This window comes from Actinoplanes sp. NBRC 103695 (assembly GCF_030269485.1).
GTDB lineage: Bacteria > Actinomycetota > Actinomycetes > Mycobacteriales > Micromonosporaceae > Actinoplanes.
The window spans coordinates 125,557-144,625 of the sequence record NZ_BSTL01000015.1 but is presented as its reverse complement, the minus strand read 5'-3'; the positions used below and the strand labels follow the sequence as shown (position 1 = coordinate 144,625).

Below are 19,069 nucleotides of genomic sequence, written 5' to 3'. Positions count from 1 at the left end.
TGAGGGGGCAATAGCGTGGAAGCGCATCCGCAAGAGCCGGGCACCGAGGTGCGGGCGGGCGAGGCCAGCCGGGCCCGCTCTCCGAAGGACGGGCACCTCCCCGTCGCCGAGCTCACCTCCGACCGGGCCGCGGCGCCCTCACCGTTCGGCGACGACCAGACCTTCCCGTTGCCGGTCGAGGCTCTCAACTACAGCCAGACCATCCCATGACGGTCCCGGCGGTGCGGTCCGGCGCCGCTCGACGCGTCCAGCCGTGACCGCAGCGGTCGGGTTCGACCTGGACATGACCCTGATCGACTCCCGGCCCGGCATCGCGGCGGCGTACCGGGCGCTGAGCGAGCGGACCGGCGTCCACGTCGACGCCGACCTCGCGGTCACCCGGCTCGGGCCGCCGCTGCGTACCGAACTGCGCGAGTGGTTCCCGCCCGAGCAGGTGGAGGAGGCGGTCACCACCTACCGGGCGCTCTACCCGGCGTACGCCATCGAACCGACCGTGCCCACCCCCGGAGCCGTCGCCGCCCTCACCGCCGTGCGCGACCTCGGCCTGCGCGTGGTCGTCGTCACCTCCAAGCTGGGCCGGCTCGCCCGGCTGCACCTCGACCACCTCGGCCTGCCCTACGACGAGCTGGCCGGCGACCTCTTCGCCGAGGGCAAGGCCGCGGCGCTCACCGAACACCGCGTCCGGTGGTATGTCGGTGACCACACGGGTGACATGGTGGCCGCCCGCACAGCGGACATTCCAGGCATCGGCGTCGCCACCGGACCGTGCTCCGCCGCTGATCTCCGCGCCGCCGGGGCCTCCCACGTGCTGCCCGACCTCACCGCGCTGCCCACCCTCCTCCGCGAGATAACGGTTGGGAGTCGGCCCGACACGTTGGATAGCCTGGGTACGTAAATCCCACGGCGATGTGAGTTGAGGTCAGCGGTGCCCACGGGTCGAGTGAAGTGGTACGACGCGGCGAAGGGATTCGGCTTCGTCACCAGCGATGAGGGCGGCGACGTGTTCCTGCCCAAGGGTGCGCTGCCGGCCGGGGTGGCCGAGCTACGGACCGGGCAGCGGGTCGAGTTCGGCGTGGTGGACAGCCGCAAGGGAGCGCAAGCCCTCGGACTCACGGTGCTGGACGCGCCGCCGTCCGTCGCGGAGCTCCGACGCCGGCCCGCCGACGAACTGCACGGCATGGTCGAGGACATGATCAAGATCCTCGAGGCGAAGGTGCAGCCCGACCTGCGACGCGGGCGGTACCCGGACAAGCGGTCGACGCAGAAGATCGCTCAGCTCGTGCACGCCGTCGCCAAGGAGCTCGAGGGCTAGAGCGTCAGTCCCTTGACCGCAGGTGTGATCCCCGCCGCCGCCGCACGTCCCAGCAGGGCGTCGGCGGCGGCGAAACCGTCATCGCCCAGGTCCAGGGTGAACTCGTTGACGTACAGGTCGATGTGCTGCTTGACGACCTCGGGCTCCATCTCCTGCGCGTTCGCCACGACGAACTCCTCGCTCGCCGACGGATCGGCCCACGCCATGCTCACCGAGCGGCGGATCCACTCGGTCGCCTGGGCGGGGTCGACCGAGCCACGCTTGGCCAGGATGGCGCCGAGCGGGATCGGCAGGCCGGTGTCCTGCTCCCACCACTCGCCGAGATCCTGGATCGCGGTCAGGTTGTAGCGGGGGTACGTGAACCTCGCCTCGTGGATCACCAAGCCCGCGTCATAGGTGCCGTCGGCCACGCCGGGCATGATTTCGTGGAACGGGACGATCTCGATGTTGGCCGGTGGGTTTCCCGCCGACCAGAGGCGGAACAGCAGGTAAGCCGTGGTCCGGTCGCCGGGCACCGCCACCGTGGCGCCGGCCAGATCGGTTCTGCCGTTCGTCAGGACCAGCGGGCCGCAGCCCCTGCCCAGGGCGCCGCCGCAGGGGAGCAGCTGGTAGTCGTCGAGCAGCCACGGCAGGGCGGCATAGCTGACCTTGACCAGGTCGAACTCGCCCTTCTCGGCCGCGGTGTTCGTGACGTCGACATCCGCGAAGGTCAGGTCGATCTCGGGGGCGCCTTTGACCTTGCCGTGCACCAAGGCGTGGAAGACGAAGGTGTCGTTCGGGCAAGGGGAGACCGCTAGCGAGAGTGCCACTCCGCTGACGGTAGTCCTGTCTTCCAGTGCCTCGGGCAGTCTGTCTGCAACGCCACACTCCTGGTTGGTGGGTGGGCGCGGTGGGGGATTTGGGGCGGGTGCCGGCCCACTGAAACCGTCAGGCTTGATATTTCAGTGGGCCGGCACCCGCCCCCAAATCCCCGTTGTGGTCCTACCAGGGGAGGGCGGCTGCGGCTTTGGACAACGCCGCGAACGCCTCCCTCAGGCGCCAGGACTCCCGGTCTCTGGGGCCTATCAAGTTGGAGATTGCCCTCAGCTCGGCGAATGGGACGCCTGCCGTGTTGGCCGCTGTTGCTACGCCGTGGCCCTCCATCGCCTCGGCCACGGCGTCGGGATGTGTGGTGGCCAGGCGGGCTGCTGTCTCGGCTGTGCCGGTGACTGTTGCCAAGGTCAGGATGTCGCCGGATTTTGCTGCGGGCAAGGCCGTCTGCAAGGTCTCGAGCAGGGCTGGGTCGGCATGGAGGGTGGTGGTGCCGAAGCCCAGGGTGTCTATCGGCAGGAAACCGGTGGGGGACTCGGCGCCCAGGTCGGCCGCGATGCTGCGGGTGGCCAGGACTATGTCTGCTATGTCGGCTCTGCCCTTGAAAGCGCCGGCTATGCCTGCGGAGATCACCGCCTCGTATTTGCCTGTTGCCAGGAGGCGGGCTGTGCCCGCGGCCGCGGCTGCTGGGCCGGCGCCTACCGCTGCGACGGTGAATGTTCTGGGGGCGGCTTGGCGTAGGGCTTCGGCTTCGGGCTCTACGGCCGTGATTATCAGCAGGGTCATTGGGGGTCGTTGCCGTTGGTGGTGGGCTGGTCGGCTGATGTGGGGCGGTAGATGTGGAAGCCGGGTGGGGCCATCGCCGGGTCCGGCTTGTGCTCCGGCGGTGGTGGGACGGGGGTGGACTCTGCGGCGGATTCGGGCTGGGGGTTGGTGTGGGGCTTGGGCTTGCGGTGCCACAGGCGGCGCTTCTTGGCGGGCTCGTCCACCAAAGTCGGGTTGAGCTCGGTTTCGGGCTCTGCGGCTGGATGGCGGACGGTGGTCTGGTCGATGCCGGGGCGGCGCGGCGGCGGGGCGGGTGCGCTGGGCTGGCGGGGAGCCACGGTGGGAGCGGTCGGCCATGGGTCTGTGGGAGCACGGTCCGATGGTGTGGGGCTGGGGGCTGTGGCTGGTTGGGCTGTGGCCGGTTGGGGTGCGAGGGGCTCGGGGGTCGCGTCGGGGCGGCCGTGGAGGCGTTCGGTGCGTAGGCGGGTTGCCACGTAGGCGGCTCGGACCGCCGCTGCTGTCGCGATCGCCGCTGCCAGGGCCACGCCCAGGCGGCCGGACAGCGGGATGATGCCGATGGCGCCGCCCAGGACCCAGGCGATCATCAGGACTGTCTCGGAGTGGCCGAAGGCGCTGGCTCGGAGGCGTTCGGGGACTCGCTCCTGGATGCTGGCGTCGATGGCCAGCTTGGAGATGCCGCTGAAGATGGCCGCGATCAAGGCCAGCAGGGCGACCATCGCCAGGTTGTAGAAGATCAGCGCCAGGATGGCCACGCCGGCGGTGATAGTCAGACCGGCCGACTGCAGGGCCGCGGGGCGGCGGATCTGCAGTCGGGTGCCGATCGCTGTGGAGAGGAACGTGCCCACCACCAGGGCGCCGCCGACCAAGGCCACGGCCGTGGGGGAGCCCAGGTCGCGGCCGAAGACCGTGGTGTCCAGCTGGCCGGCCTTGATCGCGAAGGCGAAGTAGAGCAGCAGGAAGCCGTAGAGCAGGCGCAGGCAGGCGCTGCCGATCAAGGCGTTGATCACCAGGGCGCCGGAGAGCGGGCGGTCGTTGCCGCGGCGCAGGCGCAGGAGCGTCCGCAACGGGCGGGGCATCTCCTCCGGCGGGTCGGAGTCGGCCTTGGCCGGCAAGCGCAGGGCGATCACCATACCGACGACGAAGATGACGCTCGCCACCCGCAGCGACCACTGCGGGCCGAACCAGAACGCGGCCAGGCCGATCGGTGCCACGACGGCGCCGGCGAACGTACCGTAGACACTCGCTCTGGCCCCGACCTGCGACAAGCCGACACCCGCGGGCAGCAGGCGGGGGACGGCAGCGGATCGCGCGACGCCGTAGGCGCGAGACAGCGCCAGCACGCCGAAGGCGGCCGGGTACAGGCCGAAGCCGAGCAGGTTGTCGGAGATCACGTACGCCAGGAAGGCCCGGCCGAGCATGGTCGTGGCCAAGGCATAGCGGCGGCCGTGCCGGAAATGGTCGAGCAACGGGCCCACCACCGGCGCCAGCAACGTGAACGGCACCATCGTGATGACCAGGTAGAGCGCGACCTTGCTGCGGGCCTCGCCCAGCGGCACGTCGAAGAAGATGGTGCCGGCCAGACCGATCGCGATCAGCGTGTCGCCGGCGACGGACAGCGCGTGCAGGTCGAAGAGGCGGACCATGCCGGCCTCGTTGTTGGCGCCGCGGGCCCGGGCATCACCCACCCGGCGGGTCGCCCACGCGCCGCCCCGCACCGACCCGCGCAGCAACATGCGGACGGCGCGGACCGCGGTCCCGGCGGTGCGCCCGAGGGTGGGAAGCAACGGCATGACAACCATCCTGACTTATCGAAGCGACGGCGTCCCGCCCCGCGCGCGAGAATCGGGGGAGTCGGTGCGCCTTGGCAGTCCCGGTAGGGGACAATGGGCTCGTGACCACCAGGACCGCCGTACGTGCCGCGAAGCTCGACCAGGTCTGCGCCGACGCCGTCGGTGTGGCCCGTGGAGCGATCACCGAGGTGGATGCCGACGACATCGGCGACCACCTGGACGTGATCGCCGAGGGCGACCGGGTGGTGACCCACCTTTTCGAGAGCCACCTGGCCGGCTACCGCGGCTGGCGGTGGGCGGTGACCGTCACGCGGGTGCCGCGCAGCCGGCACGTGACCGTGTGCGAGACCGTTCTGCTGCCCGGCCCGGACGCTCTGCTCGCGCCCGGCTGGCTGCCCTGGAACGAGCGGCTCCGCGCCGGCGACCTCGGCGTCGGCGACCTGATGCCGACCGCGCCCGACGACGAGAGGCTCGCCCAGGGGTACGTGCTGAGCGACGACCCGGCCGTCGAGGAGGTCTCCTGGGAGCTGGGCCTCGGCCGGTCCCGGGTGATGTCCCAGGAAGGGCGGATGGAAACCGCCCAGCGCTGGTACGAGGGCGAGTCGGGCCCCGAGGCGGCGATCTCCACCGCGGCGCCGCGCAACGCCCGCTGCGGCACCTGCGGGTTCTACATGCCGCTGGCCGGCTCGATGCGCGGGATGTTCGGGGTGTGCGGCAACCTGTTCGCGCCGGACGACGCGCGAGCGGTCAGCGCCGACCACGGCTGCGGCGCGCACTCCGAGACGATGCTGGGCAACGCCGAGGTGCCGGTCGAGGAGCTTCCCACGATCTACGACGACTCCGAGGTGGAGGCGGTCGCGGTCAGCCGCCCGCACGGGTCGGTCGAGTCGGGCGAGCCCTCCGAGGAGTACGGCCACTCCTGATCGGTCCAGGCCGGGTCGTTCAGGAATGAACCTCGAACCGCGGGTGTGACAGTGCGCGGCGGCGGCGCCGGTTGGCGTCGTGCCGCATCATCGTGAGCAGGCCGGGGATGCCCCAGAGCAGGCCGGCCAGACAGGTCCACAGCCAGTAGTCGGGCGCGCCGGCCAGCCACACCACGGGCAGGGCGATCGCGAACAGGGCCATGCCGCCCAGCGCGAACGGCACCATCGGCGGGTCCAGGGGCTCGGGACGGGGCTTGGTCACGGCGACCAGCGTACGCGGTGGCCGGTTCGTAACATCGGTGATCTTCCACCGTCACAGACGTTCTGAAACGATGCGCGCATGGCCACCACCTCGACCGACGCGGACGCCGCTGCGTCGCGTACGCCGAAGAACGGTTTTGATCGGTTTTTCGAGATCACCGCACGCGGCTCCACGGTGGGCCGGGAGGTGCGCGGCGGGCTGGCGACGTTCTTCACGATGGCCTACATCGTCGTGCTGAACCCGCTCATCCTGGGCGGTGGCGTGGACGCGGACGGCAAGTCGCTGCCGATCGGCGCGCTGGCCGCCGCGACCGCGCTGGTGGCCGGCGTGGTGACCATCCTGATGGGCGTGGTGGGCCGGTTCCCGCTGGCGCTGGCCGCCGGGCTGGGTGTGAACGCGCTGGTGGCGTTCGAGATCGCGCCGGAGATGACCTGGGCCGACGCGATGGGCCTGGTCGTCATCGAGGGTGTGCTGATCGCGATCCTGGTGCTCACCGGGCTGCGGACGCTGGTGTTCAAAGCGGTGCCGACCCAGCTGAAGACCGCGATCGGGGTGGGCATCGGCCTGTTCCTGATGATCATCGGCCTGGTCGACGCCGGGTTCGTCCGGCGCATCCCGGACGCCGCGAACACCACGGTGCCGGTGGAGCTGGGCCTCGGCGGGAAGCTGACCACCTGGCCGCTGTTCGTCTTCGTGATCGGCCTGCTGCTCACCGTCGTGCTGTTCGTCCGGAAGGTGCGGGGCGCGATCCTGATCGGCATCCTCGGCACCACCGTGCTGGCCGTCATCGTCGAGGCGATCGCGCAGGCTGGTCCGTCCTTCGTGGACGGCAAGCCGAACCCGGGCGGCTGGTCGCTGAACGTACCGGCGCTGCCCGACAAGGTCGTCGACCTGCCGGACCTGTCGCTGCTCGGCAACTTCAACGTGTTCGACTCGTGGAGCCGGGCCGGCGTCCTCGTCGTGATCATGTTCATCTTCACGCTGCTGATCACCGACTTCTTCGACACCATGGGCACGATGGTCGCGGTCGGCCAGGAGGGTGGCCTGCTGGACGCGGAGGGGATGCCGCCGCGTACCCGGGAGATCCTGCTCGTCGACTCGGTGGCCGCGGCCGCCGGTGGCGCGGCGAGCGTGTCCAGCAACACCTCGTACATCGAGAGCGCGTCCGGCGTCGCCGAGGGTGCCCGCACCGGCGTCGCGAGCCTGGTCACCGGCGGTCTGTTCCTGCTCGCGATGTTCTTCGCGCCGCTGGTCCAGGTGGTGCCGTTCGAGGCGGCGTCGACCGCGCTCGTGCTGGTCGGGTTCCTGATGATGACCGCGGTGCGGCAGATCGACTGGACCGACTACGAGATCGCGATCCCGGCGTTCCTGGCCATCACGCTGATGCCGTTCACCTACTCGATCTCCAACGGCATCGGTGCGGGGATCATCTCGTACGTGGTGATCAAGCTGGCCGTGGGCAAGGCGCGGGAGGTGTATCCGCTGCTCTACGGCGTGGCCGCTATCTTCGTCCTGTACTTCCTCCGCGGTCCCCTCGAAAGCCTCGTGCTTTAGATCACCGCGTTATCTGATGTCGTTAGCCAAGCTCATTAGCTAGGCTAAAGAACGTGATGGAGCGGTCGGTGACCACGGAGCGCGCTACAGCCGATGACCTGGCTGCGACTTTGCGTGATGCGATCACCCGGCTCAACCGACGGGTCCGCCAGGCCCGCCCGGTCGGCGACCTCACGTTCAGTCAGCTCTCCGCCCTGACCAGCCTCCAGCTGGCCGGCGCGCTGACACCGCGTGAGCTGGCCGACGTCGAGCGGGTCCAGCCGCCCACGATGACCAAGATCGTGGGCAAGCTGGAGGAGCTGGGCCTGGTGGTGCGGACACCCCACCCCACCGACGGACGCCAGGTGATCCTGGCGCCCACCGAGCAGGGGCGGACGGTCTACGCGCAGTTCGAGCGAGCACGCAACGAGTGGCTGGCCCGGCACCTGGCCGACCTCAGCCCCTCCGACCGCGACACCCTCGCCCGAGCCGCCGAGATCATGCAACAGGTGGCCAAGGCCTGATCGAGGGGTAGTCCTCCGGTCGTTCCGTCACATCGCGATGACGCGTACGACCGTTGAGGAGGCGCACACGAAGTGCGGGCAGTACTGAGCACGACATTCCGGTCCCTGCAGATCCGTAACTACCGGCTCTTCGCCACCGGGCAGCTGGTGAAGCTGCTCGGCACCTGGATGATGTTCACCGCCCAGGACTGGCTCGTGCTCGACCTGTCCGGCAACTCACCAGGGGCACTGGGCATGGTCACCGCCCTGCAGTTCACCCCGGTGCTGCTGCTCACCCTCTACAGCGGCAAGCTCGCCGACCGGTACGACAAACGCAAGATGCTCGTGATCGCCAACGCGGTCTTCGCGGTCACCGCGATCGTGTTCGCCATCCTGGTCGCCTCCGGCGTGGTGGTGCTCTGGCACGTCTTCCTCTTCGCCGCGCTGCTCGGCATCGCCAGCGCCGTCGAGACCCCGGTCCGGCAGGCGTTCGTCTCCGAACTGGTCGAGCACCGGCTGCTGCCGAACGCCCTCGCGCTGTCCGCGGCGACGTTCAACACCGCCCGGATCGCCGGACCTGCCCTCGCCGGCGTCGCTCTGGCGATCTTCGGCACCGGGCCGGTCTTCGTGATCGCCACGCTGCTCTGCATCGCCCCCACGTTCAGCTACACCGCGATGCGCATCTCCGAGCTGTTCTCCGCGGACCGACCGGCCAAGAACGCGGACACCAGCATCAAGGACGGCCTGCGGTACGTGCGGAAGCGCCAGGACCTGGTGCTCCCCATCGTCCTGATGTCCGTCATCGGCATGATCGGCTTTAACTTCCCGGTCACCCTGGCCGCCCTCGCGAAGATCGACTTCCACGCCGGCCCGTCCACGTTCGGGCTGCTCACCACCGCGCTGGCGGTCGGTTCGCTGTGCGGTGCGCTGGCCGGCAGCGGGCGTCGCGCCCGGCCCGGGCCGTACCTCGTGGTCTGGGCGGCGATCGGCTTCGGGCTCTTCGAGATCGCGGTCGGCTTCGCGCCCAGCTTCGTCGTGGCGATGATCCTGCTCGTGCCGACCGGGTTCTGCTCGATCTACCTGGCGCAGGCCGCCAACCACCGGGTGCAGATGGGCGTCGACTCGGCGTACCGCGGGCGCGTCATGTCGCTCTACGTGCTGGTCTTCCTCGGCACCACGCCGATCGGGGCGACGCTCGCCGGCTGGTGGGGCGAGCACTTCGGGGTGCCGTCCAGCATCTGGGTGGCCGGAGCGATCTGCGCGGTCGCCGGGGTGGGTGCGCTGATCTGGCAGCTCCGCTCCAGCGGGGATCGGCTCCGGCTCCGGGTCCGGCCGCATCCGTCGCTGTCCCTCGTGCCGGTACCCACCGCGGCGGGCGTGGTGCTCGAGCCCGAGCCGGTCCGCTCGGCCGCGTGATCTTGGTCTTTGAGGTCACGGGTCTGCGGCCGGGAAATGCCCTGGTCATCGGTTGTTTGGCAGGGGTTCATCGTCCTTTATGGTGGTTCGCAGGGTGAGACGGTGTTTGGGATGGCATGACGGCTCGGCCGAACAGGCGAGGCTTTCGCGGGCCGGCGGCGCATAACGTCTCGGGATGATGACTCCGCACACGGTGGTGCTCATAGCGGCGCTTGTCGCGTTGCTTGGTCTTCCGTGTGCTCTGGTCAAGGCCGCAAGATCCGGCTCGCGAGGTTCCTCGCACGGCGGGGACACCGCTACTTCTTCCTCGGGTTCTTCTTCTCGCCGCACCGGCTCGTCTTTTCACGGTGCTGACTCGGCGGCTGTCCAGGAAGAGTGGGCGCGGCACGCCCGGCGGGACCGGCCCTGGCTGTATCGGCTGGAGAAGCACCTCGCCGACCGGCCCCTCTCCCTCGACATGGGATGCCGATGCGACCGGACGGCGCCGGTGTGGGGGCTGCCCACGTTCGACCAGACGCTTGCCGAGCTGCGGCGCCTCGACCGGCAGCGGCTTGGCGGAATCACCCGGGAGTCCGAGGAGTGGACCAGGTCGGTGATCGGGTCCTACGACCGGTGGCTGCAGGTCGCCTGCACCTACCTGTCGGTCTCGCAGCACCTGGCCTGCCTCACCGACACCATGGACCGTGAGATCGAGCGCCTCCGGGTGGAGGCCGAGCTCATCGCCGCCGGCCTCCCGCCGATCCGCGGCACCTAGGACGTGTTTCAAACCCGACCTAGGCCACTCGGGCGGCCGGGCTGATCGTGGGCACGCGGGCCACCAGGTCGAAGGCGTGGGCCACCGGGACGTCCAGGTAGCCGTCCATCACACGCAGGCGCTGCGGGCCGAAGCCCGCCGCCCGGCGTAACGGACGCAGGTCGGTGATCTGCAGGCCGTCGCGGCGGGCGCGGAGATAAGCCTCCACGCTGCCCTCGACCGGAGCCGGGAGGTCCACGCCGACCAGCTCCACTCCGCCGGGGGTGTCCGGCGCGGCTCGGCGGCTGGGAGTGCGGCCGCCGTCGCAGGTCAGCGCGACCGCCACGTAGTCGTCGCCCAAGGCGTCGGCCAGGTGGACGCCGGCCACCGGCAGCTCGTACTGGTCCAGGCGCATCGGCACCCGCTGCAGATGGGTGTTCGCCGCCAGCAGGGCCATCCGGCCGCCCTGGCGCTCCAGCAGGCGCAGAGCGGTGCCGGCCATGGCGGCGTCGCGGACGTTCACCACCGTGGGGAAGCCCCCGTCGGCGGCCTCGGTCTGGGTGCGCAGCATCTGGTCCAGCTGGGCGGCCAGCCGCAGCTCGTGCCGGGTGGTCTCGTACCGGTCGGCACCGGTGCGGCGGACGTACAGCGGGCGCATCGCGTCGAAGCGGGCGCCCAGCGAGGCCAGGACCAAGGTCAGCCGGTCGCGGTCGGCGGAGTCCATCTCCCGGTACGCGGCGAAGGCTGGCATCGTGTGCCGTGCCGCGAACCGCTCGGCCAGCCGGCGCGCCTGACCGACCAGCGCGCTCCCGTCGGGGTCGACGTCGGCCAGGTAGCCGTCCAGGCTGTCCAGCGGCGGCAGCAGCGAGGCCAGGTCGGCGGGCAGGTCGAGTCCCGCGTACGTGACACCGCCCCCGGCCGCGTTGACCCCGCGCATCCAGGTCAGGAAGTCCTGCATCTCGGGGTACTCGCCGAAGCGGTAGGTCATGCCCTCGGCGGCGATCTCGGCCACCGGCGCCTCCCCGCCGTGCACCCAGCGGTTGATCAGCAGGCCCTCGCTGAACCCGGACTCGACCGTGACCAGCGTGAAGCCCATCTCCTCGACCAGGATCCGGGTCATCTGGTGGCGCAGAACGGTGTACTCCCGCACATAGTGCGCGGACTCGCCGATGCCCACCACACGGGCCGCGCCGACCAGCTCACGAAAGGAGTCGAGCGGATCCAATGCAGCTCCTCGTCCTCGGTGGACTGCGGGGAAGATTACCCGGTTAGGGTCGGGTCCGTGCGACTGTTCGCGGCCCTGTACCCACCCGAGGACGTCTGCGACGAGTTGCGGCGACGGCTGCGCGACGTGACGACGAGGCTGACTCCGGTGGAACGCTGGCACATCACGATGGCGTTTCTCGGCGAGATCCCGGACGAGGACCTGCCGTCGGTGGAGCGGGCGGTGACTCGGGCGGCCGGTGGCGGGCCGATCCGGCTACGGCTCGCCGGGAGCGGATCCTTCGGGCGGGCGGTGACCTGGGTCGGCGTGGAAGGTGACCTGGGCGCGCTGTACGGCGCCCTGCGGCGGGCTCTGGATCTGCCGGACGACCGGCCCTTCACTCCGCACCTGACGGTGTCCTACCACGGCAGCCCGCAGCTGCGGGCGGCGCTCAGGGAGTATGCCGGGTCGTCGTGGGAGGCGGCCGAGATCGTTCTGGTGCGCAGCGCCGACGGGTACGAGAAGTTGCGCACCTGGCAACTGGCCTAGGACGACTCGCGTGCGGCCGGCCCGCCGCCGAAGAGCACGTCGTCCCAGCTCGGGAGGCGCTTGCGCGGTTTCTGCTCGCCGGACTCCTCGGAGCCGGTGCCCTGCTGCTGCCCGCCCTGGCCCACCGTGCGGCGCGGGCGCAACACCGCCAGGGACGGCACGGCCGGCACCTCCTTGGGCAGGTCGGAGTCCTCGTCGAAGGCGGAACCGGCACCGCCGCCGAGCAGCGCCGCGGCACCGCCCGCGACCGGGCGGCGCGGGCTGTCGGCGGGCGCCGGGTCGTGGCCGCGGCCGGTGGTCGGGTTGAGCGGCCGGTCCAGTGAAGCCAGCAGCGCGTCGCGGCCGGCGCGGATCGGGTCGCGCGACTGGCGGGACGTGTCCGAAGAAGCCGCCGGCAGGCCGTGGCCGCCACGGGCCGAGTCCAGCGAGCGGGTCGGGCCGGGCAGCCCGTGACCGCGGTCGGCGGCGCGGTCGGGCGCCGGCTCCTGACCGAGGATCTGGGTCGGCCGCTCGGCGCAGAGGTATTGCGCCATGTCGTCGTGCGGGGACACCACCTGGCGTGCCTTGTCCAGGTCCCAGATGGCCTGGGCGGTGGCCTTGCCGGACGGCCAGGTGGCGACGATGCGCCAGGTGCCGTCCTCACGCCGGTAGGCGTCCCAGGAGATCTTCTCGGTATCGATGCCGTGCTGAGCCAGCCGACTGTCCACCACCTCGGCCAGCGGGGCGCCGGTGTCGGACGTCTTCAGACGCGTGCGCCGGGCGTGCTGGGCGAGCATGGCCCGCTCCTGGAGCACCGGCCCCGCGTAGCGCAGCACCCGGTCGACCGGGACGCCCGCGATGCGGGCCACGTCCTCGGCGGACTCGCCGGAACGAATCCGTGACTGGATGTCGCGCGGGGACAGCACCGCCATCGAGACCTCGGCCGTGTGGACGGCGACTGCCGTGCCGGCCGGAGCGGGGCCACCCTCGGTGTGCAGGGCGCCGTTGATGCGGTCGTCGAGCGGCAGGGCGAGGAGCCGGCCGACCTCGTCGGCGAGCACCAGGGCCTGGCCGTCCTCGGAAAGGGCGACGAAGCGTACCGGCCGCATGCGTTGCCTCCTGCCCGTCGCTAGCTGGCCTGTGCTCCCGAGACTCAGTCACCCGGGCGCGTTTCGGAACACGCTACGCGCCCCGGTCACCCGATGGTGGTAAGCCACGCCGGGCGAGTCATTGACCAGCAGAGATGATCTTCGTGGTATCAGAGTTTTCCAACAACGTAGTCGATCGATCGGGTGAGCGCTTCGACGTCGGCCGGGTCGACCGTCGGGTACAGGGCGACCCGGAGCTGGTTACGGCCGAGCTTGCGGTACGGCTCGGTGTCCACGATGCCGTTGGCCCGCAGCACCTTGGCGATCGCCGCGGCGTCCACGCTCTCGGCGAAGTCGATGGTGGCGACGACGTTGGACCGGATCGCCGGGTCGGTGACGAACGGCGTGGCGAACGACGAGGCGTCCGCCCAGCCGTAGATCGCCGCCGCGCTCTCCGCGCTGCGCTTGGTCGACCAGGCCAGACCGCCCTGCTCGTTCATCCAGTCGGTCTGCTCGGCGGCCAGGAAGATCGTGGCCAGCGCGGGCGTGTTGTACGTCTGCTCCAGCCGGCTCTGCTCGATGGCCGTGACCAGGTCGAGGAACTGCGGGATGTACCGCCCGCTCGCCTTGATCGTGGCTGCCCGTTCCAGGGCGGCCGGCGACATCAGGGCGATCCACAGCCCGCCGTCCGAGCCGAACGCCTTCTGCGGCGCGAAGTAGTACACATCGGTCTGCGTGAGGTCGACGTCGAGCCCGGCGGCGCCGGAGGTGGCGTCCACGAGCAGCAGCGCGCCCGGGTCGGCGCCGTCCACCCGCCGCACCGGCACGGCGACGCCGGTCGAGGTCTCGTTGTGCACGGTCGCGTAGGTGTCCACACCCGGCTCGGCGGTCAGGAACGCGGCCTGCCCGCCGGGCGCCTGCCGGACCGACGGCGCGGCCAGGAACGGCGCGTCCGCCACCGCCTTGCGGAACTTGCCGCCGAACTCACCGAACTCGGCCAGCTGGGCCCGGTCGCGGATCAGCCCGAAGGCCGCCGTCTCCCAGAACGCGCTGGTCCCGCCGTTGGAGATGATCACCTCGTAGCCCTCGGGGAGGCCGAAGAACGTGGCGATCGAGCGACGCAGCCGGGCCACCTGGTCCTTGACCGTGCGCTGCCGGTGGGACGTGCCCAGATAGGTGCGCGAGACCGCGGCGAGCGCCTCGACCCCCTCGGGGCGGACCTTGCTCGGCCCGGAGCCGAACCGTCCGTCGACAGGCTTGAGGTCGTCGGGAATGCGGATCGCGTCAGTCACCTATGCATTATGCGGGACTCGATCCCACCCCTCCACGTCCTGCGGCTTGCGGGTGGCCGGTCCCACGTAGAGGGCGGACGGCCGGACGATGCGACCCAGCTTTTTCTGCTCCAGGATGTGCGCGCTCCACCCGGCCACCCGGGCGCAGGTGAACATCGAGGTGAACATGTGCGCGGGAACCTCGGCGAAGTCGAGCACCACGGCCGACCAGAACTCCACGTTGGTGGCCAGCACCCGGTCGGGCTTGCGGGCCTTGAGCTCGGCCAGCGCCGCCCGCTCCAGCGCCTCGGCCACCTCGAAGCGGGGCGCGCCCAGCTCCTGGGCCGTCCGGCGGAGCACGCGGGCGCGCGGGTCCTCGGCCCGGTAGACCCGGTGGCCGAAGCCCATCAGCCGCTCGCCGCGGTCCAGCACGCCCTTGATGTAGCCCTCGGCGTCGCCGCTGCGCTCCACCGCCTCGATCATGTGCAGCACCCGGGAGGGCGCGCCGCCGTGCAACGGGCCGGAGAGCGCGCCGATGCCGGACGAGATGCAGGCGGCCACGTCGGCGCCGGTCGAGGCGACCACGCGGGAGGTGAACGTGGACGCGTTCATGCCGTGCTCGGCGGCCGAGATGAAGTAGGCGTCCACCGCCTTGACGTGCCGCGGGTCGGGCTCGCCGCGCCAGCGCTTCATGAACCGCTCGACGACGGTCTGCGCCTTGTCGATGTCCTTCTGCGGGACGGCCGGAAGGCCTAAACCGCGAGCCGCCTGAGCGACGAACGACAATGCGGTCACCGACACCCGGGCCAGGTCGGACCGGGCCTGCTCGTCGGAGATGTCGAGCAGCTGGTCGAGCCCCCAGTACGGCGCCAGCATGGCCACCGCGGACTGCACGTCGACCCGGATGTCGCCGGAGTGCACCGGCACCGGGAACGGCTCGGCCGGCGGCAGGCCCGGACCGAAGCGGCCGTCCACCAGCAACGCCCAGACGTTGCCGAACGACACCTGGCCGATCAGGTCCTCGATGTCCACGCCGCGGTAGCGCAGCGCGCCCCCGGCCCGGTCCGGTTCCGCGATCTCGGTCTCGAAGGCCACCACGCCCTCGAGGCCGGGCTTGAAGTCGGACACGTCGCCTCCCGGACTGGTTACTCACTGACCCGTAAGTGATTCATCTTGCCCGCTGGGTAACCGCGAGGCGACCCGGCGCGATGTGCTCTCCGCGACATCCATCCTGACGGACCTGACGGATCACGGGTGGCGACTTAGGTTCATAAGTGAATTATCGAGAGGGGCGAGGGCGTGAGCGCGGAACCGGCCGGGATGCGACGGGACTACACCGAGCACAGTGCGCTGCTGGAGGGGGACCTCGCCGCCGATTGGCCGGCGCAGTTCGCGGCCTGGTTCGCCGACGCCAAGGCGTGGGGGCTGCCGGAGCCGAACGCGATGATCGTCGCCACCGCTGACGCCCGGGCGCGGCCGAGTGCCCGGACGGTCCTGCTCAAGGGGTACGACGAGCGCGGTTTCGTGTTCTACACCAACTACGAGTCCCGCAAGGGCACCGAGGCGCTCACCAACCCGTACGCCAGCCTGGTCTTTCCCTGGTTTCCCATGCAGCGGCAGGTGCTGATCGCCGGGGCGGTCGAGCGGGTGAGCCGGGCCGAGACCGAGGAGTACTTCGGCTCCCGCCCGCGCGGCTCGCAGCTCGGCGCCTGGGCCAGCCCACAGTCCCGCGTGCTCTCCTCGAGAGAGGCGGTCGATGACGGGTACGAGGCCGCGGCAGACCGCTTCGCCGACGGCCCGGTGCCCGCCCCGCCGCACTGGGGTGGCCTGCGCGTGCTGCCCGGCACCGTGGAGTTCTGGCAGGGCCGCACGAGCCGCCTGCACGACCGGCTGCGCTACCGCCGGGACGGGGGCGTTTGGGTCGTGGAACGGCTGGCGCCGTGACGCAGGAACCCGTCGAGGCCACCGAACGGGCGACGCGCAGCTGGGTGATCGACACCCGGCCGCTGCGTGTCGTGGCGTACCGCCGGATGTGGATCGGCAACGGCGCGAGCTTCTTCGGATTCCAGTTCACCTCGGTCGCCGTGCCGGTGGAGATGTACGACATCACGAAGTCGTCGGCCTGGGTCGGCCTGCTCGGCGTCGCCGGTCTGGTGCCGCTGCTGATCTTCGGGCTGTGGGGCGGCGCGGCGGCCGACGTGGTGGACCGCCGCAAGCTGCTGCTCGCCGCCTCGGCGCTGACCTGGCTGTCCACGCTCGGCTTCCTGGCGCAGGCGGTGCTGCGGGTGCACAGCCCGGTCGTGCTGCTGGTGCTGATGGCGGTGCAGTCGGCCGGGTTCGCGGTCAGCTCACCGGCCCGGCAGGCGATCATCCCGCGGATCGTGCCGCTTGGGCTGGTGCCCGCCGCCAACACGCTCGGCTACACGACGACGACCGCGGGTGGGGTGCTCGGGCCGCTGGCGGCGGGGCTGATCTTCGGTGCCTACTCGGCCGACAGCGGTGTGGTCCTGGCGTACGCGGTGGACGCCTTGCTCTTCACGGTCACCTTCTGGGCCACCTGGCGGCTGCCGCCGATCCCGCCGGTCGAGCACGTCGAGGGGGAGGAGAAGCCGACCGCCGGGCTGCGCGGCATCGCCACCGGGCTGCGCTTCCTGGCCACCCAGCCGGTGCTGCTGCTCTCCTTCGCGGTGGACATCGTCGCGATGGTGCTGGCCATGCCCCGGGCGTTGTTCCCGGAGATCGCCGAGGACCGGTTCGGCGGCGGTTCGGCGGTCGGCTGGCTGTTCGCCGCGATCGCCCTCGGCTCGGTGGTCGGCGGGCTGACCTCGGGCTGGATCAGCAAGGTCCGGCGGCAGGGCATGGCGCTGGTGATCGCCGTGGTCGGCTGGGGCGTTGCGGTCGGGTTCGCCGGGTTCGCCCGGCACCTCTGGCTGATGGTGCTGCTGCTCGCGGTGGGCGGCGCGGCCGACCTGGTCAGCGCGGTCTACCGGCAGTCGATCCTGCAGACCTTCGCGCCCGATCGGCTGCGCGGCCGGCTGCAGGGCGTCTTCACGGTCGTGGTGGCCGGCGGTCCACGGCTGGGCGACCTGCGGTCCGGCGCGACGGCGGAACTGACCGGTCCGACCGCGGCCTGGGCCGGAGGTGGTTTCGCGGCCGCCGGCGTGGCGATCGCGCTGGCTCTGGCCTTCCCCGCCTTGCTGCGCTACCGGCCTCCTGCCGACGAGAAGCCCACCCGCTGAGCTAACCGGCTCCGCTTCGCTCCGCGGCAATCACCTTTTGAGCCGGTGTGTCCGGGTGGCGGCCGCATCGACCGCAAACCCCGCGGTCGCCACGTCCGCCGCCCGGACACACCGGCGGTGATTGCTAGTGTCCAACGCATGACTAGTGTCGTACGCGCGAAATCCGGCACCCAGTGGACCATCGAGGCGGACGGGCATCAGGCCGTGTTCGCCGAGGTCGGTGGCGTGCTGCGGACGTATCGCGCCGGTGACCGCGAGGTGGTCGACGGCTTCGGCCCGGACGAGATCTCGCCGGCCTCGGCCGGGCAGATCCTGGCGCCGTGGCCGAACCGGATCCGGGACGGCCATTACTCCTTTCAGGGGACCAGTCACCAGCTCGCGATCACCGAGCCGCCGCGCAACGTGGCGATCCACGGCCTCACCAACTGGTCGCGCTGGCACGTCGCCGAGCAGTCCGCCGACGCGGTCATCCTGGAGTTCGACCTCCCGCCGCAGATCGGGTACCCGTGGTCGCTGACGCTGCGCACCCGGTGGAGCGTGAGCGCCGACGGCCTCCGCTGCGAGCAGCACGTCGAGAACACCGGCGACGGGGACGCGCCGTGGGGATACTCCGTTCACCCGTACCTGCAGCTGGCCGGCGTCGCGGTGGACGACATCCTGCTGCACGTTCCGGGACACACCCGAGTGCTGGCGGACCAGCGGCTGCTGCCGATCGGCGCGGTCAAGGTGACCGGCAGCGAGTACGACTTCACCGAGCCGCGCCCGGTCGGCGACCTGATTCTGGACACCACGTTCGGTGATATCGATCACGCCCCGGACGGCGGCTCGGCGGTGACCATCGCGGCGCCGGACGGTTCGTCCTCGATCGAGGTCTGGGCCGACGAGAACTTCAAGTGGTGGCAGGTGTTCTCCGGGGACACCCTGACCGACGAGCGGCACCGCCGGTCGCTGGCGATCGAGCCGATGACCTGCCCGCCGGACGCGTTCCGCTCGGGCCGCGACCTGATCGTTCTGGCGCCGGGACAGACCTGGTCCGCGACCTGGGGCATCCGGCCTCGTGGAGTTTGACGAGGTCGTCCGCCGGCGGCGGATGGTGCGGACGTACGACCCGGACCGCCCGATCCCGGCCGAGGTCCGTGACAAGCTGCTGGCCCACGCATTGCGGGCGCCGTCGGCCGGTTTCTCCCAGGGCTGGGGCTTCCTGGTCCTGGAGGAGCAGGCCGACCGGGACCTCTACTGGTCGGTGACCCGCTGGGACGAGGACCTGCCGGACGACTGGCTGACGCGGATGAGCAAGGCGCCGCTGATCATCGTGCCGATGTCCAACAAGTCGGTCTATCTCCAGCGATACGCCCAGCCGGACAAGGGCTGGACCGACCAGGACGAAGCACACTGGCCGGTGCCGTACTGGGACATCGACACCGGGTTCGCCGCGCTGCTGATCCACCTGACCGCGGTGGACCAGGGACTGGGCTCCTGCTTCATCGGACTGCCGGCCGGATCGCACCCGGCTTTCCGGGAGGCGTTCGGTGTTCCGGAAGAATTCACCCCGATCGGGGCGCTCACTGTCGGCTACCGTGCACCGGACAAGAGGTCACCGTCACTGCGTCGGGGTCACCGCCCGGTCGACGAAGTGGTGCATCATGGCCGGTGGACTGGGTAAGGCCGGAA

At 70.9% G+C, this 19,069-nt stretch carries 21 protein-coding genes; 13 read left to right on the top strand and 8 right to left on the bottom strand.

Translation table 11 applies throughout. From position 1 onward, the window contains the following. Positions 1 to 15: 15 nt before the first annotated feature. Genes QSK31_RS26975 through QSK31_RS26965 form a run of 3 tightly spaced genes read left to right on the top strand, consistent with a single transcriptional unit; the run spans position 16 to position 1,312 of the window. Positions 16 to 210 (top strand): hypothetical protein, encoded by a 195-nt coding sequence (locus QSK31_RS26975; protein ID WP_285687145.1) that lies wholly within the window; start codon positions 16 to 18, stop codon positions 208 to 210. A 43-nt stretch (positions 211 to 253) separates the two neighbouring features. Further along, positions 254 to 895, top strand: a complete 642-nt coding sequence (locus QSK31_RS26970; protein WP_285687144.1) for an HAD family hydrolase — start codon at positions 254 to 256, stop codon at positions 893 to 895. Between the two features lie 30 nt (positions 896 to 925). After that, positions 926 to 1,312 carry a cold-shock protein gene (locus tag QSK31_RS26965; protein ID WP_285687143.1) on the top strand — a complete coding sequence of 129 codons (387 nt, stop codon included), beginning with the start codon at positions 926 to 928 and terminating at the stop codon, positions 1,310 to 1,312. Here QSK31_RS26965 and QSK31_RS26960 read toward each other — a convergent pair. From QSK31_RS26960 to QSK31_RS26950, 3 genes are all read right to left on the bottom strand, one after another. Next, positions 1,309 to 2,121: a 1,4-dihydroxy-6-naphtoate synthase gene (locus QSK31_RS26960; protein ID WP_285687142.1), complete on the bottom strand. Its 813-nt coding sequence runs from the start codon at positions 2,119 to 2,121 to the stop codon at positions 1,309 to 1,311. The two genes, QSK31_RS26965 and QSK31_RS26960, sit on opposite strands and share 4 nt — an antisense overlap. A gap of 172 nt (positions 2,122 to 2,293) precedes the next feature. Next, on the bottom strand, positions 2,294 to 2,908 hold the full coding sequence (locus tag QSK31_RS26955; protein WP_285687141.1) for a futalosine hydrolase: 615 nt from the start codon (positions 2,906 to 2,908) through the stop codon (positions 2,294 to 2,296). Next, the gene (locus tag QSK31_RS26950; protein WP_285687140.1) at positions 2,905 to 4,698 is read right to left on the bottom strand and encodes an MFS transporter; all 1,794 of its coding nucleotides are present in this window, start codon (positions 4,696 to 4,698) and stop codon (positions 2,905 to 2,907) included. The genes QSK31_RS26955 and QSK31_RS26950 overlap by 4 nt, the downstream gene beginning before the upstream one ends. A 101-nt stretch (positions 4,699 to 4,799) precedes the next feature. On the opposite strand from QSK31_RS26950, the gene QSK31_RS26945 reads away from it, so the two are divergent. Then, a complete protein-coding gene (locus QSK31_RS26945; RefSeq protein WP_285687139.1) occupies positions 4,800 to 5,621 on the top strand; it encodes a DUF3027 domain-containing protein in 822 nt (273 codons plus the stop codon). A gap of 19 nt (positions 5,622 to 5,640) precedes the next feature. On the opposite strand, the gene QSK31_RS26940 is transcribed toward QSK31_RS26945, so the two are convergent. Further along, the gene (locus tag QSK31_RS26940; protein WP_502873020.1) at positions 5,641 to 5,892 is read right to left on the bottom strand and encodes a DUF2530 domain-containing protein; all 252 of its coding nucleotides are present in this window, start codon (positions 5,890 to 5,892) and stop codon (positions 5,641 to 5,643) included. Positions 5,893 to 5,961: 69 nt separating this feature from the next. Here QSK31_RS26940 and QSK31_RS26935 point away from each other — a divergent pair, with 69 nt between their 5' ends. From QSK31_RS26935 to QSK31_RS26920, 4 genes are all read left to right on the top strand, one after another. Then, the gene (locus QSK31_RS26935) at positions 5,962 to 7,437 is read left to right on the top strand and encodes an NCS2 family permease (RefSeq protein ID WP_285687138.1); all 1,476 of its coding nucleotides are present in this window, start codon (positions 5,962 to 5,964) and stop codon (positions 7,435 to 7,437) included. Positions 7,438 to 7,490: 53 nt separating this feature from the next. Then, complete coding sequence (locus QSK31_RS26930; protein WP_502873012.1) at positions 7,491 to 7,940, top strand: MarR family winged helix-turn-helix transcriptional regulator; 450 nt, start codon at positions 7,491 to 7,493, stop codon at positions 7,938 to 7,940. Between the two features lie 72 nt (positions 7,941 to 8,012). Further along, positions 8,013 to 9,335: an MFS transporter gene (locus tag QSK31_RS26925; RefSeq protein ID WP_285687137.1), complete on the top strand. Its 1,323-nt coding sequence runs from the start codon at positions 8,013 to 8,015 to the stop codon at positions 9,333 to 9,335. Positions 9,336 to 9,510: 175 nt separating this feature from the next. Next, positions 9,511 to 10,089 (top strand): hypothetical protein, encoded by a 579-nt coding sequence (locus tag QSK31_RS26920; RefSeq protein ID WP_285687136.1) that lies wholly within the window; start codon positions 9,511 to 9,513, stop codon positions 10,087 to 10,089. 19 nt (positions 10,090 to 10,108) lie between these two features. Here the strand turns inward: QSK31_RS26920 and QSK31_RS26915 are convergent, their stop codons facing one another. Further along, a complete protein-coding gene (locus tag QSK31_RS26915; RefSeq protein ID WP_285687134.1) occupies positions 10,109 to 11,293 on the bottom strand; it encodes an erythromycin esterase family protein in 1,185 nt (394 codons plus the stop codon). Positions 11,294 to 11,350: 57 nt separating this feature from the next. Between QSK31_RS26915 and thpR the strand changes: the two genes are divergently transcribed. Next, complete coding sequence (gene thpR / locus QSK31_RS26910) at positions 11,351 to 11,821, top strand: RNA 2',3'-cyclic phosphodiesterase (protein ID WP_285687133.1); 471 nt, start codon at positions 11,351 to 11,353, stop codon at positions 11,819 to 11,821. On the opposite strand, the gene sepH is transcribed toward thpR, so the two are convergent. From sepH to QSK31_RS26895, 3 genes are all read right to left on the bottom strand, one after another. Beyond that, positions 11,818 to 12,909, bottom strand: a complete 1,092-nt coding sequence (gene sepH / locus QSK31_RS26905) for a septation protein SepH (protein WP_285687132.1) — start codon at positions 12,907 to 12,909, stop codon at positions 11,818 to 11,820. The genes thpR and sepH overlap by 4 nt on opposite strands. Positions 12,910 to 13,058: 149 nt before the next feature. Next, positions 13,059 to 14,180 carry a phosphoserine transaminase gene (gene serC, locus QSK31_RS26900; protein WP_285687131.1) on the bottom strand — a complete coding sequence of 374 codons (1,122 nt, stop codon included), beginning with the start codon at positions 14,178 to 14,180 and terminating at the stop codon, positions 13,059 to 13,061. Continuing rightward, on the bottom strand, positions 14,181 to 15,287 hold the full coding sequence (locus QSK31_RS26895) for a citrate synthase 2 (RefSeq protein WP_285687130.1): 1,107 nt from the start codon (positions 15,285 to 15,287) through the stop codon (positions 14,181 to 14,183). A gap of 192 nt (positions 15,288 to 15,479) precedes the next feature. Here QSK31_RS26895 and pdxH point away from each other — a divergent pair, with 192 nt between their 5' ends. From pdxH to QSK31_RS26875, 4 genes are all read left to right on the top strand, one after another. Further along, positions 15,480 to 16,103 carry a pyridoxamine 5'-phosphate oxidase gene (gene pdxH / locus QSK31_RS26890; protein ID WP_285687323.1) on the top strand — a complete coding sequence of 208 codons (624 nt, stop codon included), beginning with the start codon at positions 15,480 to 15,482 and terminating at the stop codon, positions 16,101 to 16,103. Further along, positions 16,100 to 17,398: an MFS transporter gene (locus tag QSK31_RS26885; protein WP_285687129.1), complete on the top strand. Its 1,299-nt coding sequence runs from the start codon at positions 16,100 to 16,102 to the stop codon at positions 17,396 to 17,398. Before pdxH ends, QSK31_RS26885 begins: the two co-directional genes overlap by 4 nt. A gap of 138 nt (positions 17,399 to 17,536) precedes the next feature. Beyond that, the gene (locus tag QSK31_RS26880) at positions 17,537 to 18,466 is read left to right on the top strand and encodes an aldose 1-epimerase family protein (RefSeq protein WP_285687128.1); all 930 of its coding nucleotides are present in this window, start codon (positions 17,537 to 17,539) and stop codon (positions 18,464 to 18,466) included. Next, complete coding sequence (locus QSK31_RS26875) at positions 18,456 to 19,061, top strand: nitroreductase family protein (protein WP_285687127.1); 606 nt, start codon at positions 18,456 to 18,458, stop codon at positions 19,059 to 19,061. The genes QSK31_RS26880 and QSK31_RS26875 overlap by 11 nt, the downstream gene beginning before the upstream one ends. The last annotated feature ends 8 nt before the right edge of the window (positions 19,062 to 19,069 follow it).

Excerpts from the sequence above, each read along its gene's own strand:
- QSK31_RS26955 (WP_285687141.1), bottom strand. The coding sequence starts at position 2,908 with ATGACCCTGCTGATAATCACGGCCGTAGAGCCCGAAGCCGAAGCCCTA.
- QSK31_RS26920 (WP_285687136.1), top strand. The coding sequence starts at position 9,511 with ATGATGACTCCGCACACGGTGGTGCTCATAGCGGCGCTTGTCGCGTTG.
- QSK31_RS26880 (WP_285687128.1), top strand. The coding sequence starts at position 17,537 with ATGACTAGTGTCGTACGCGCGAAATCCGGCACCCAGTGGACCATCGAG.
- QSK31_RS26950 (WP_285687140.1), bottom strand. The coding sequence starts at position 4,698 with ATGCCGTTGCTTCCCACCCTCGGGCGCACCGCCGGGACCGCGGTCCGC.
- pdxH (WP_285687323.1), top strand. The coding sequence starts at position 15,480 with ATGCGACGGGACTACACCGAGCACAGTGCGCTGCTGGAGGGGGACCTC.
- QSK31_RS26935 (WP_285687138.1), top strand. The coding sequence starts at position 5,962 with ATGGCCACCACCTCGACCGACGCGGACGCCGCTGCGTCGCGTACGCCG.
- sepH (WP_285687132.1), bottom strand. The coding sequence starts at position 12,909 with ATGCGGCCGGTACGCTTCGTCGCCCTTTCCGAGGACGGCCAGGCCCTG.